12 protein-coding genes and 1 other RNA gene are annotated in these 13,413 nt (G+C 49.9%); 8 read left to right on the forward strand and 5 right to left on the reverse strand.

Features of this window, described 5'->3' with window-relative positions:
* Nucleotides 1-67 precede the first annotated feature (67 nt).
* The 3 genes from AACQ84_RS00110 (at nt 68) to thiD (ending at nt 3,132) form a co-directional block, all read left to right on the forward strand.
* Complete coding sequence (locus AACQ84_RS00110; RefSeq protein WP_041443292.1) at nt 68-916, forward strand: cell division protein FtsQ/DivIB; 849 nt, start codon at nt 68-70, stop codon at nt 914-916.
* Nucleotides 917-1,175: 259 nt separating this feature from the next.
* Nucleotides 1,176-2,324 (forward strand): cell division protein FtsZ, encoded by a 1,149-nt coding sequence (ftsZ, locus tag AACQ84_RS00115; RefSeq protein ID WP_083764478.1) that lies wholly within the window; start codon nt 1,176-1,178, stop codon nt 2,322-2,324.
* A gap of 4 nt (nt 2,325-2,328) precedes the next feature.
* Complete coding sequence (gene thiD / locus AACQ84_RS00120) at nt 2,329-3,132, forward strand: bifunctional hydroxymethylpyrimidine kinase/phosphomethylpyrimidine kinase (protein WP_012305667.1); 804 nt, start codon at nt 2,329-2,331, stop codon at nt 3,130-3,132.
* Here the strand turns inward: thiD and AACQ84_RS00125 are convergent.
* On the reverse strand, nt 3,129-4,481 hold the full coding sequence (locus AACQ84_RS00125) for a GTP-binding protein (protein ID WP_012305668.1): 1,353 nt from the start codon (nt 4,479-4,481) through the stop codon (nt 3,129-3,131). The genes thiD and AACQ84_RS00125 overlap by 4 nt on opposite strands.
* A 286-nt stretch (nt 4,482-4,767) precedes the next feature.
* On the opposite strand from AACQ84_RS00125, the gene AACQ84_RS00130 reads away from it, so the two are divergent.
* Together AACQ84_RS00130 and AACQ84_RS00135 are read left to right on the forward strand one after the other, a co-directional pair.
* On the forward strand, nt 4,768-5,208 hold the full coding sequence (locus AACQ84_RS00130) for a DUF6036 family nucleotidyltransferase (protein ID WP_012305669.1): 441 nt from the start codon (nt 4,768-4,770) through the stop codon (nt 5,206-5,208).
* Between the two features lie 93 nt (nt 5,209-5,301).
* Nucleotides 5,302-6,381: a hypothetical protein gene (locus AACQ84_RS00135; protein ID WP_012305670.1), complete on the forward strand. Its 1,080-nt coding sequence runs from the start codon at nt 5,302-5,304 to the stop codon at nt 6,379-6,381.
* 25 nt (nt 6,382-6,406) lie between these two features.
* Here AACQ84_RS00135 and AACQ84_RS00140 read toward each other — a convergent pair whose 3' ends face one another.
* The gene (locus tag AACQ84_RS00140; RefSeq protein ID WP_012305671.1) at nt 6,407-7,024 is read right to left on the reverse strand and encodes a LysE family translocator; all 618 of its coding nucleotides are present in this window, start codon (nt 7,022-7,024) and stop codon (nt 6,407-6,409) included.
* A gap of 131 nt (nt 7,025-7,155) precedes the next feature.
* Here AACQ84_RS00140 and csaB point away from each other — a divergent pair, with 131 nt between their 5' ends.
* From csaB to ssrA, 3 genes are all read left to right on the forward strand, one after another.
* The gene (gene csaB, locus AACQ84_RS00145) at nt 7,156-8,187 is read left to right on the forward strand and encodes a polysaccharide pyruvyl transferase CsaB (RefSeq protein WP_012305672.1); all 1,032 of its coding nucleotides are present in this window, start codon (nt 7,156-7,158) and stop codon (nt 8,185-8,187) included.
* A 140-nt stretch (nt 8,188-8,327) separates the two neighbouring features.
* Nucleotides 8,328-8,816, forward strand: a complete 489-nt coding sequence (locus tag AACQ84_RS00150) for a Dps family protein (protein WP_012305673.1) — start codon at nt 8,328-8,330, stop codon at nt 8,814-8,816.
* A 98-nt stretch (nt 8,817-8,914) separates the two neighbouring features.
* Nucleotides 8,915-9,310: a transfer-messenger RNA gene (gene ssrA / locus AACQ84_RS00155) on the forward strand.
* Nucleotides 9,311-9,385: 75 nt separating this feature from the next.
* On the opposite strand, the gene AACQ84_RS00160 is transcribed toward ssrA, so the two are convergent.
* The 3 genes from AACQ84_RS00160 to lysS all read right to left on the reverse strand — a co-directional run bounded on the left by AACQ84_RS00160 (nt 9,386) and on the right by lysS (nt 13,382).
* A complete protein-coding gene (locus AACQ84_RS00160; RefSeq protein WP_012305674.1) occupies nt 9,386-10,705 on the reverse strand; it encodes a hemolysin family protein in 1,320 nt (439 codons plus the stop codon).
* 141 nt (nt 10,706-10,846) lie between these two features.
* Nucleotides 10,847-11,692: a 3'(2'),5'-bisphosphate nucleotidase CysQ family protein gene (locus AACQ84_RS00165; protein WP_012305675.1), complete on the reverse strand. Its 846-nt coding sequence runs from the start codon at nt 11,690-11,692 to the stop codon at nt 10,847-10,849.
* 73 nt (nt 11,693-11,765) lie between these two features.
* The gene (gene lysS / locus AACQ84_RS00170) at nt 11,766-13,382 is read right to left on the reverse strand and encodes a lysine--tRNA ligase (RefSeq protein ID WP_012305676.1); all 1,617 of its coding nucleotides are present in this window, start codon (nt 13,380-13,382) and stop codon (nt 11,766-11,768) included.
* Between the last annotated feature and the right edge of the window lie 31 nt (nt 13,383-13,413).

Consider the following 13,413-nt stretch of genomic DNA (forward strand, 5'->3'; position numbering starts at 1 on the left):
TAATTTCCAGGAAAGAGAACTAACTTCAGTAAGATAGTCATACATTGTGTCGGTTTTAACGTCACCTATGACAGAAATCACCATGGCAACACGGGAGCAGCTCCGGGAACAACGGAAGCAAAAACAACGACAGCGTACCCTCCGCTGGTTCCAGGGTCTATGGCGATCGCTGGCCCTGATAGGGTTGGCCTATGGGGCATTCTGGGTCTTAGACCGACCCGATTGGATTATCAAAAGTGCCGCTCAAATCACCATTGAAGGTAATCAAGTCCTGCCCACAGAGCGGATTCGTCCCCTGATCCCCCTCACCTATCCCCAACCAATCCTAACCCTCAAACCCCAGGAACTAGAGCAAGCCATTGAAGCCCAAGGGGCGATCGCCGAAGCCCTGGTTTCCCGTCGTCTGGTGCCCCCCAGCCTGGCGATCCAAGTCCAAGAACGCTTCCCCGTCGCCCGCTCCCAAACGCCCATCTCTAGCCAAGGCGATCGCCCCCTTGAACCGGGATACCTAGATGCCGAAGGGCAATGGTTCCCCGCCGCAGTCTACGAACCCCTCAGTGAATATCAGCCCTTACCGACCCTAGAAGTGACCGGAATTCGGGAGCTGCAACTGCCCCTCTGGCCCGAACTCTATCGCACCCTAGGGCGATCGCCCGTTGAAATTTTGAGCATCAACTGGCAAGACTCCAACAATTTGATTTTGAACACCGAACTTGGTAGTTTTCACCTGGGGCCAGATCTGACGCAACTCGAGGCCCAATTAGCGGCGATCGCCAAGCTCCAACAAACCCTCGGCACAACCATTCCCGCCCAGGATATCCAATACATTGATCTGCAAAATCCTGACGAGCCTATTATCCAGAGCAACAAACCCATCGTTCCCCCAGCCTCCCAGCCCGAAACCCCCCAAACCTAAAAAAATGATGCCCCTGTAACAGCAACATCTCCCAAAATCTGGCAGTCTAAAAAAGCTTGAAGGTCTTATGATCTAAGAAATTTCTCCCAAAAGATACTTAATAAATCCTGTTAAACGACTAAACTTAAATATTCATATCCATCACACTTTTTTTGTGACCGTGAGCCAAAACCATCTATTCCAACCCCATAACGCCTCCTTCGATGCGACTGGAAACCATTCCGCCAGCGCCGAAGAAACCGCGTCGCAATTTCCGATCATGCCCAGCAGCGTTGCTCAAATCAAAGTCATCGGTGTGGGTGGTGGTGGCTGTAATGCGGTGAATCGGATGATTGAAGGAGGCATGTCGAGTATCGACTTTTGGGCGATTAATACCGATGCCCAGGCCCTAACCAACTCCAAAGCAAAAAAGCGCCTGCAAATTGGTCAAAAAATCACCAGGGGTCTTGGGGCTGGTGGTAACTCAGCCATTGGTCGCAAAGCCGCCGAAGAATCTCGCGATGAAATCGCCCAAGCCCTCGAAGGCGCAGATCTCGTCTTTATTACCGCTGGCATGGGGGGCGGTACTGGCACTGGCGCCGCCCCCATCGTCGCCGAAGTCGCAAAAGATTTAGGTTGTCTCACCGTTGCGGTGGTGACCCGACCCTTTAAATTTGAAGGCCGCCGCCGCTCGAACCAAGCCGAAGAAGGGATCAAAGAACTCCAGAGCCGCGTCGATACCCTTTTGGTTATCCCCAATACAAAGCTCCTGGATATGATCCCCCAGGAAACGTCGATGTCCGAGGCCCTGCGCGCTGCCGATGAAGTGCTCCGCCAAGGGGTACAAGGGATTTCCGATATTATTACCATCTCCGGCCTGGTGAATGTCGACTTTGCCGATGTGCGGGCGGTAATGGCCGATGCCGGTTCTGCTCTGATGGGGATTGGTGTCGGTTCTGGTAAATCCAGAGCACGGGAAGCAGCCTTGATGGCGATTTCTTCGCCACTGATGGAGTCGTCCATTGAAGGAGCCCAAGGCGTTGTCCTGAATATTACCGGGGGCCACGATCTGACCTTGCATGAAGTCAATGATGCTGCGGAGGCCGTTTACGAAGTGGTCGATCCCAATGCAAATATTATTTTCGGGGCGGTGATCGACGAACATCTCCAAGGGGAAATCAAAATTACGGTCATTGCCACTGGGTTTGCTGTAGAGTCCCAAGCCGCAGAAACGCCCCAGCCTTTACCCCAACAGCGACGGATGCAGGCGGTTCCCCAGCCGGATCTTTCCCAGGCTCCGCCAGTGCCAGAAACCCCTAGACCCCGTCCTGCTGCACCACCCCAGGCCCAACAGCCCCCCGCCCCCCGGAATGGTTTCCCGGATATTCCTGACTTTTTGATGCGTCGTTCTAATCGTTCTAAGCAGTAGGTCGATGGCAATTACTCCGGCGATCGCCTTAACCATTGCCGGCTCCGATAGTGGCGGTGGGGCAGGCATCCAAGCCGATCTCAAAACCTTTGCCTTCCACGGTGTCCATGGCACCAGTGCGATCACCTGTGTCACGGCCCAAAATACCATTGGCGTCACCGATGTGGTGGCCCTGGATTCGGCCATGGTAACTGCGCAAATTGAGGCAGTGGTCAAGGATATTGGCGTCCAGGCAGTGAAAACAGGGATGCTCCTGAACGAAAAGATCATGGCGGCGGTTTTGATGGCTGCAGCAATCGGTAGGCTCCCCAACTGGGTTTTGGATCCGGTGATGGTTTCCCGCACGGGGGTACAGCTCATCGACGACGGGGCGATCACCTTTTTGCAAAAGCAATTAATCCCCCTCGCCCAGATCCTCACGCCAAACCGTTACGAGGCGGAGATTCTCAGTGGCCTAGAAATTACCGATCTCGCCACCATGGAACAGGCAGCCCAAAAAATTCATCAGCTTGGTTGTGGGGCAGTGCTTGTTAAAGGGGGAGCGATGACCGGGGCATTACAAGGGGTGGATGTGTGGTTCGATGGTGAACGGCTTGAAATTTTAAAAACGGAATGTATCCAGACCCCCCACACCCACGGCACTGGTTGTACCCTTTCGGCGGCGATCGCCGCTCGCTTAGCCCTGGGAGATCCTCCATTCCAAGCCGTTAACAAGGCAAAGACCTACGTCACAGAAGCCCTAAAACATAGCCTAGCCATTGGTCAGGGGACGGGGCCAGTGGGCCATTTTTATCCGATTTTGCCCTAGACTGCGGCGATCTCTGCTTGTAGTCGATATAGCAGGGTTTGGCGATCGCACTGGGCAAGAATTTCTTTGATCGTCGTACTTGCCCCCAGGTTTCCCCAACTGCAGCCATTTTGCAGATAGGTCTGGGTCACTTTTCCGATCACATAGCTACCATAGGCGGCAATTCCCCCCTGGGCGAGGGCGGCGGTGCCATAGAGACCGAGGGTGCTCGGATTGGTTAGAGATTCAAAACTGAGGGCTGTTTTGCCTAAACCCAGAAAGACACCACTACCCAGTTCCGCCACAAACAAAATTCCCGCACTGATTAGAATATTGCGCCAGAGTTTGGCTGCTTCATGGCTGGTCATGGGCAATCCATACAAGCGGGCGAGGGCACGGATCAAGGCTAAATCGGCAAAGGTCCCCCCAAGGAGATCCAAAAAGCCAATGGGATTTAGGGCGATCGCCGCACCTTTGGTTTTGGCATAGTTCCAGATCAATTCTTCGGCTTCAGTTTGGCGATGGGACAGGGTTTTTTGGGCGATCGCCGTTTGCAAGTGACGCGCCTGGACAAGGGCATGGACAGCCATCAAAGATTTGCCTTCACGGCTGAGGATCGTAAAAATCTTTTCCCGTAGGGGATCAATCTGGGCGTCGGGGGTTTCCCAAGCTTCTTCAACACGGCCATCGGGATGTTCGATGCGGACAGCGAGGGGTTGGGGTTCGGCGGCAACCATGACAATTTCTTCGGGACTGAGGGGAAACCGGGTGCCCGTTGATTCTTGGCTCAGTTGTTGGAGTTGCTGGAAAATACTTTGGCGATCGCAGTCGGGATAGAGATCAATTTTGTTAAATACCACCAGTAATGGTTTGTGCTGTTGGCGCAGTTCGTAGAGAGATTCGTACTCGGTGCGGGTAATATCGCCGGCAATGATAAACAAAATCAAGTCAGAGTTTGCCGCCACTTCCGCTGCCATTTTTGTGCGGGCTTCCCCGGCAATTTCATCGAGGCCTGGGGTATCGACTAATTCAATTTTGAGTTTTTCCGTGGTCAGGGGCCAACGCACCGCCCGTGGATATTGGGTCACCCCGTGGAGGGGGCCAGTTTCGAGCATTTTTTCGCCAATGAGGGCATTGATCACCGCTGATTTGCCGCGACTGACCAGGCCAAAGGTGGCGATACGCAAGAGATTTTGATCGAGTTTGGCGATCGCCGTTTGGAGTTGTTGCAATTCGGGCCGTACAGCCGCTTTTAATGCTGGGTCGGGGGGATAGTGCCAATGGCGACGGGTGTTGCCATACCAAGCCAGGGCCTGCTGGAGACTGGCTCGCGCTAGGGTAAAGTGCCTTTCCTGTTGTTGACTATCCATCGGTGACACAAGAAACTACCTTTCCTATTTTCCACGATTTACGGTTTATCTACACAGTGATCATCATAGAATGACGAATAAAGCCATTGGGCGATCGCTGAACCGGATTTGCCACCAGTTAAAATTAAAACAACTTGAAACTATGACAAAAATATGGAAAAAGTTATCAAAAAAGTTTCCTTATATGAAAGAAAAAATGATCGGCAATTTTGGCTAACAAAATCTTATTTAGAACGATTAGCCGCCCTAGAAAATATCCGCAAAGAGTATCATCAATGGCAATACAATGCTGAACCAAGATTTCAAAGAATTTATACAATTTCTCAACGCTAATCAGGTTCGTTATTTAGTTGTTGGGGGCTATGCTGTGGCCTTCTATGGCTATCCTCGCTACACAAAAGACATTGATATTTGGCTTGAAGCTTCCCAGGAAAATGGCGTGAAAGTCATGCAGGCACTACGGGATTTTGGTTTTGGTGACCTTGACTTACAAACAGAAGATTTTGCAACGGCTAATCAAGTGATTCAGTTAGGATATCCGCCGAGTCGTATTGATTTGCTGACTTCAGTAGATGGAATTCAATTTGCAGATTGCTATGATCTGCGGGTACCAGTTGAAATTGAGGGGACTGTCATTGATTTCATTGATTTGGAAAATTTACGGTTAAATAAACGTGCTTCGGGTCGATGGCAGGATTTAGCTGATTTGGAAAATTTACAGGATTGAAGTGTCAAAGCGGGCCAACTTTTCGATCCGGTTTGAGGCATTTAGGTTTACCCTAAAGCCAAGTAATTGTCGGGACATGGGCAGAGTTTCATCATGCAACTGGAAACGATCTTAAGCAACTGGTTAACGGCTCAAGAAACCCAAGCAGCAGACTTGCTCTACTTACTGGAACAAGCCCAAGCGGATCCAAACCAAGCTGCAGCCCTCGATTATGATCTGAGTCTGGCCGGCATTACCCACCGGGCTAAGGATTTTTTGGCGATCGCCCCGGAAATTCTCCAGCTTTGTAACACTCTCAAATTCCACGATCAAGGCGCAATTCTCAAAACCCTCTGGGAACTATGGTTGCCCCTGGCCCAACAAATTCGTACCGCTCGCCAACAGCAGGATCAACCGCTAATCTATGGCATCCTCGGCGGCCAAGGCACAGGCAAAACGACCCTCTGTCGGGTGTTGCAAACGGTTCTGGCGCAGTGGCAATATCCCTGTGTGGCGATTTCCATTGATGATCTTTACAAAACCTATGCCGAACGTCAGGATTTACGAAAAACTCAGCCGGAACTAATTTGGCGTGGCCCTCCCGGTACCCACGATGTAGACCTGGGCCTAGAAGTTTTAACGCAACTACAACGGGCCAACCTGGGAGATAAAATTGCCATTCCCCGCTTCGATAAGTCTTTACATAATGGTGCGGGCGATCGCCTTGGGCCGGAGTGGATTGATCCGGTGGAAATTGTACTTTTTGAAGGCTGGTTTGTGGGTTGTCGGCCCGTTGCCCCGGAAGTTTTTGAAACAGCCCCAGAACCGATTTTAACCGCAGGCGATCGCCTTTTTGCCCGCCGCATTAACGAGGCTTTAGCAGAATATGTTCCCCTGTGGGAAAAGCTGGATCGGTTGTTGGTGCTCTCCCCGGAAGATTATCGTCTGAGTAAACAGTGGCGCAAGGATGCAGAACACCAAATGATCGCCCAGGGTAAAACGGGAATGAGTGATGCAGAAATTGATCAGTTTGTGGATTATTTTTGGCGATCGCTCCACCCAGAACTTTTTATTCAGCCCCTCACCCAAAATTCCCATTGGACAGATCTGGTGATTGAAATTGATGCCGCCCATCGCCCCCACAAAATCTATCACCCCAGCGATTTAAAGTCAGTTTCTCTTTTCCCTCGCTAGATTCAACATGGGTTGTTGGCAAAAATCACTGCTTGAAAATCAGATAAGTGCCACCACAAACCATTGCTGTTCCTGCCGCGACCCTACCTGCTTTTTGAGCCTTGGGTGATTTGACTCGCTTGACTAATTGTTCTGCAAAATAAGCGTACACAGCTTTGACTCCTCCCACCGTCACAATGGTGGTAAGCACAATGGTGATTGCTTCAGAAGATCCAAGAGTTTTCAGATCAACGATTGCCGGAAATAAGCTGGCATAGAAAAAAATAGCCTTAAGATCCCCAAGGGTAAGAGCAAACCCACTCAGAAAACTTTCCAAAAAATTTGTGCGACGTTGATTGTTTACCTTGAATTCAAAAGTCTGTTTTGTCCGAATTAAGCCGATCCCCAGCCAAATTAGGTAAAGTCCCCCCATGATTTTAATGAGGGTAAATACTGAGCCGAGTTGTTGCGCTAACGCACTCAACCCCAACAAAGCAAGGCAGACAAAGACTAAATCTCCAGCGACAATCCCAGAGGCCACAGCCAAGCCATTGCGAAAACCTGCCGTCGCAGAACGGGTCACAACAAGGGCAACACTGGTACTAGGCAGTGCCGCCAACGCGATCATTGTTGTAAAGAAGTAAACAAAATTTAAATAGTCCATGGACGCATTCAAGCCTCTGTTGAAGATTTTTGTTTCTAGGGGGACATAGCCCGTCACTCAACTTTAGGCGGACAATTGGGCGCAATCAAACACGCCGATATAATAAAGCCTATCTTTTCGTTAACGACACAATGCCAAATGTTGTTCTGTGTGGCTATTACGGTCAGGGAAATGCCGGGGATGAAGCCCTGCTATTGACTCTGTTGCAGATGTTGCCCCCTGGGGTGAAGCCCATTGTCCTCTCCCACAATCCCACCGCTACTGCCCAAGCCTATGGTGTGACTGCAATTCCCCACAAATCCTGGGCAACCCTCAAGGCGATCGCCAAAGCAGATGGTTTTATCTTTGGGGGCGGCAGTTTATTGCAGGATGTCACGAGTTTAGGAAGCCTGCTATATTACGCCGGTTTGATGAAATGGGCGCAACTCCTAGGGAAAAAGACCATCGCCTGGGGCCAGGGCATCGGCCCGTTGCAGTCTAGTTTGGCGAATCAGGTTACGCGCTTTGTTCTCCGGGGTTGCACAGAAATCACCGTGCGGGATCAGGCTTCAGCAGATTTATTAAAAAATTGGCAGATTCCCCACAGGCTCGCCCCAGATCCGGTGTGGGCTTTAGCAGCAAAATCTTTTCTGGAAATGCCAGGTTTACCCCGTCCCCGCATTGCGGTCAATCTCCGCTCCCACCGCACTTTAACACCCCAAAAAATTGCCGTTCTGGGGGAAGCCCTCAAACAATTTCAACGGCAGCATCAGGCCAGTGTGATTCTTGTGCCGTTTCAAAAAAGCCAAGACGAGGCGATCGCCAAGCAACTTTACGACGAATTAGCAGAACCCAAGGCGATTATTACCCCATTGCAACCGCAACAGTACAAAAGCCTTTTTGCCCAAGTGGATTTTCTGATTGGGATGCGTCTCCATAGTCTGATCCTTGCCGCCGCCGCTTGTCCCTGCTTTGCCCTGAGCTACGATCCCAAGGTGGCCCAGCTACAGCAACAATGTCACCTCCCTGGCCTTGATCTGGATCAACTGCCCCGCGATGCAACTGCGATTACTGAACAGTGGACAGCCGCTTTGCAAACCGCCGAAAAGCTGACCCCAGCCCAGCAGCAAACGATTCAATCCCAGGTACAGACCCATCAGGAAATACTGACAATCTTTCTTTAAAAATGCGTTCGGTTTTGACGCCTAGGATGCGATCGCCGAAAAAATTGTTGATAATGGGCGTAAAAGTACTCTAACTGGAAAATCTTCACATAATGGGTAGTAAATCCAAAACTAAGACCAAAGCCAAAGAAGAAGTAGCCATGAGCACTGTCTCTGGCCCGATGCCCATCAACACTGGCATTAGCGAAGCCGATCGAGAGGCGATCGCCAAAGGCTTAAGCCACCTCCTCGCCGACACTTACACCCTCTATCTCAAAACCCATAATTTCCACTGGAACGTCACTGGGCCAATGTTCCAGACCCTCCACCTCCTCTTTGAAACCCAGTACAACGAACTCGCCCTGGCCGTAGATCTCATTGCCGAACGTATCCGCGCCCTGGGTGTACCGGCCCCCGGTACCTACCAAGAATTTGCCGAACTCTCCGCCATCCCCGAAGGCACAGGAGTACCCACTGCCGAAGAAATGATTCGTCTTTTGGTAGAAGGCCAAGAAACCGTTGTCCGCACTGCCCGCTCCATCTTCCCCACCGTGGACAAGGCCAACGACGAACCCACCGCCGATCTGCTCACCCAACGGATGCAGGTTCACGAAAAAAATGCCTGGATGCTCCGGAGTTTGTTGGGCTAGAACTTCTTACGAGAAAAAATGGGAGGCGATCGCGAACTTGATAGCGGGTTTCCCCCCCCTAAGAACCAAGGCCCAATGCTATACTAAATACATTGCACGGGGCCGCAACGGTTTCGACAGGTTGGCGAAAGCTTCCACTGTGATGCAGGTCGAGAGTGGGTCTCCTCTCGCAAATCAAAGATCCAAACAAAATGTAACTGCGAACAACATCGTTCCTTTCGCTCGCAAAGCTGCTGCTGTAGCTTAATAAGAACACCTTAACTTAGGTTCGAGCATTCATAATTCGACTCCGTTAAGGATTATGACTAAACCCCCAACGGATGCTCTCTAGGAATACATCTGGTTTGCACTAGAGCTAAGACTAGACCAGAGATTCTTGGCGACTCGGAACAAGCAGTCGTTCCCGTTCTGAGGATTAGAAGAACTAAACCTGTGAATGAGCTAGGGGTGAATACCCAGTTTGGACAGCAGTTCGACTCTGCTCGGCTCCATTTCTTTTGATCAGTTACAACAAAAAGCCCCCTAAATTAAACGAGGGGGTTTTGTTTTGCCTTAAAGCCTAGCGAATTTTAAGCTTGGTCAAGTTCCTTGGCATCCAGCAGCGAAACCAAAACTTTGTCCACCCTTGCGCCGTCCATGTCCACTACCTCAAAGCGGATCCCACTCCACTCAAAATGCTCACCCGATTGGGGAATATGGTTTAGGAGGTGCGTCATAAATCCGCCTAAAGTATGGAATGCTCCTGTGTCTTCATCGGGGAGCGTTTTCTTTTCCAACAAGGCTTTCAATTCATCAATGTCTAAAAGTCCATCTAATAGCCAGGAATTGTCATCCCGCTGAATAATCATCGGTTCCTCATCGTGTTCCATAGAGGGCAAGTCCCCAACGATCGCCTCCATCAGGTCATTCAACGTCACCAAACCTTCGATCCCGCCATATTCATCTGTGACCAAAGCAATGTGAATCCCTGTGGCTTTGAATTGTTCAATCACACTCAGGGTACGTGTTCCTTCGGAAATGTAAAGGGGAGGTTGGAGCATCGCTTGTATATCGATGGGCTGACCCGATAGTTGCGCACTTAATAGGGTTGTCCCTCGCACTGTCCCCAGGCAATGGTCAAGGGTGTCGCGACCTACAGGAAACCGGGAATGGTTACTCTCCATCACTTCTTTGAGGTTTTCTTCTAGGGGAGCGGTGATATCTAGCCACACAATGTCTGTGCGGGGGGTCATCATGGCTTTAATGGGGCGATCGCCTAGTCGAAAAACCCGTTGAACAATGTCATGCTCTGCCGCCTCAAAGAGACCGGATTCTGCCCCTTGACGAATCAAAACCTTAATTTCTTCTTCTGTGATGTCCGGTTCATTGGAATCCTGAATCCCCAAAAGATGTAACAGAGCCTCCGTTGAACTGCCCAAGATCCGTACTAATGGCGTTGTTAAACGAGACAGCCAGCGCATGGGCTTAGCGACAGTACAGGCAATTTTTTCCGGAGCATTAAGGGCAATCCGTTTTGGCACTAATTCCCCAATGACGAGGGATAGATAGGTGATAATTGTCACCACGATCACCACGCTAATGGCTTCACTGTAGGGTTGTAAGCGCGGGATATTATCAAAAGCAGGCTTGAGGCGTTGGGCAATGGTTGCACCACCCACTGCGCCGCTCAGGATACCGATTAAGGTGATGCCAATTTGTACAGTCGAGAGAAATTCATTCGGATTATTCGCTAATTTCAGCGCCGCTCTCGCTTTTACGTTTCCTTGCTCTAACAGTTGCTCTAATCGGATTTTTCGGGCAGAAACGACGGCAATCTCTGAACCGGAAAAGATGCCATTCAGGATAGTTAGCAGAAGAATGACCAAAATTTCAAGGACACTCGAAGACATGGTGGCAAATCAAAAACAAATGAGTCTCTTTAGCATAAGGGGTGATTGTGGGAAAAGGTGTAAATTCCTGGTTTAACCCTCGCCGTCGTTGAGATGGGTCATGACCCCTTGATTGATCCCAACCTTGCTTTTGGTGACAAACTATGTACGATCTAGTTCTGCAAGGATGGCGATCGCCTGCTGACAAAGTTCTGCATGACACGGCCCATTAGACGCCATAATGCCGCCCCACTTCACCACATCGCCTTGGTTATAGAGCACTTCATTGCCTGCAAAATAACTAAATTTTCCACCTGCTTCCGTGAGGATTAGTTCCGGGGCCGCAAAATCCCAATCTTTTGCTGCAGATTTCCCCGATAGAGAAATATAAACATCGGATTTTTGTTCGAGAATATGGGCAATTTTACAGCCGACACTCCCCACATAATTTCTATCTTTAAAGGGTAGGCGATCTAACAAATCCTGGAAGCGTTGATCCCGGTGGGTACGGCTGGCGACTAAATATAAATCTTCTGGTTGATTGCGCTCAGAAACTTTAATTGGGGTGACGGTGCCATCACGAGTTTCCACAAAAGTGCCATTCCCTTTCGACGCGAAATAAAGCTTTTCTGCTTCGGGGACGACCACTACCGCAATGACCGGGCGACCTTCATGAACAAGGCAAATGTGAACGGCATATTCTCCCGTTTGGTCAATAAAATCACGGGTGCCATCGAGGGGATCAATAATCCACACCCAAGGATGTTCAACTTTATTGCCGTCGTAGGTTTCTTCGCTGAGATAGGCAAAATCTTCAGTGCCTAACTTTTCCTGAAACGCTTCCAGAATATAGTGATTTGCTGCTAAATCTGCCTTGGTGACAGGGCCATCTTTTTTATCAGAAATATTTTTAATATCTCCTTTGTAATAACTTTGGAGAACATCCCCTGCACCCCAACCGATTTGTCGGGCGATCGCCAAAACTTCCGTTAACTTTTGCTGATCCATAATTCCGCAGGAATAAGTTTAAATATTGCCTAGAATGAAGAAGGTTTTTGTTCAAAAAATAAAGAGTATCCGCTTACATTTCACCAAGGTCAGAAACCTGAGGAAGTTTCTTATCTTCAGCGATGTCAGAGAGTTTGAGGCCCCTATCACCAGAAAGCGTCTCATCTCGTATTCCACGAAAACGATCCTTAAGCAGTGGGAAAGCAATCACATCGCGGATACTTTCGGCATTAGTCAACAACATCACTAGGCGATCAATCCCAATTCCTAGACCAACCGTGGGAGGCATGCCGTATTCCAGTGCTGTGACAAAATCCTCATCCACATCACAGGCTTCCTCGTCCCCCGCTGCTTTCTTGGCCGCTTGTTCTTCCAACCGTTGCCGTTGATCGACGGGATCCGTTAACTCAGAGAAACCATTGGCAAGTTCTCGGCCCACAATAAACAATTCAAAACGCTCCGTTAAACCCGGTTTATCGCGGTGGGGCTTGGCGAGGGGAGACACTTCCACAGGATATTCCGTCACAAAAGTGGGCTGAATTAAAGTTGCTTCTACCTTTTGCTCGAAGGCTTCATTCAGTAATTGCCCGATGGTTTTACATTTTTCGGGAATGTGCATTCCTACAGATTCAGCGGCTTGCTTTGCGGCGTTAAGGTCATCAAAGCTGAGGAAATTGATCCCTGTGGCTTCCTGAACGAGGTTTTGCATGGTTTCCCGGCGCCAGGGAGTACCCACATCAACGATCACCTCACCATAGGGCAGTTGAGCTTGACCGACGATGTCCTTCGCAAGGGTACGAATTAGATCTTCTGTGAGATCCATCATGTCGAAATAGTCACCATAGGCTTGGTAGACTTCGATGGAGGTAAATTCGGGGTTGTGCTTAGTGGAAACGCCCTCATTACGGAAGATGCGCCCCAGTTCAAAGACCCGCTCAAAGCCACCGACGACCAAGCGCTTCAGGTGTAATTCCGTGGCGATCCGCAGATAGAGCGGCATATCAAGGGTGTTGTGGTGGGTAATGAAAGGACGGGCTTCTGCGCCGCCAGCTTCAGCTTGGAGGACGGGAGTTTCAATTTCAAGGAAATCGCGGTCTTCAAGATAACGGCGGATGGCGGCAGTAATTTTGGCGCGACGGCGGAATGTCTCTTTTACTTGGGGGTTAATAATCAGATCAACGTAACGCTGACGGTAGCGTTTTTCGATGTCGGTGAGGCCATGCCATTTGTCCGGGAGAGGCAGCAGGGATTTGGTGAGCATGGCAAATTGGCTCACTTTAATGGAGAGTTCCCCTTTTTCGGTGCGCTTGATAATACCTTTGACACCAATAATATCGCCGACGTCGGTGAGTTTTTTGAGGTGGTTGAATGCGCCTTCGAGGTCGGGCATTCCGCCATTAATTAATTTCTTATCGAGGTAAAGCTGGATCGTGCCAGTTTCGTCCTGGAGGCTAAAAAACGCAAGTTTACCGAAGACACGACGGGCGAGAATTCTCCCAGCAATGGATACGGTGTCTTCGACTTCTTCTCCAGCTTCGATGTCTTTATATTTTTCCTGTAGTTCGGCGGTGTGGTGGCTGATCTCCCATTTGTAGGCGTAGGGATTCATGGCGATCGCCTTGAGTTGATCAACCTTTTCTAATCGGGTAGCGCGAATGTCATCGAGGGAGGAATGGCTAGACTCAGACATGGGAAAATTAAAGACTGTGAAGGCTCGTCGC

Origin of the sequence: Picosynechococcus sp. PCC 7002 (assembly GCF_963860125.1) — a bacterium.
Classification (GTDB): Bacteria; Cyanobacteriota; Cyanobacteriia; order Cyanobacteriales; family MRBY01; genus MRBY01.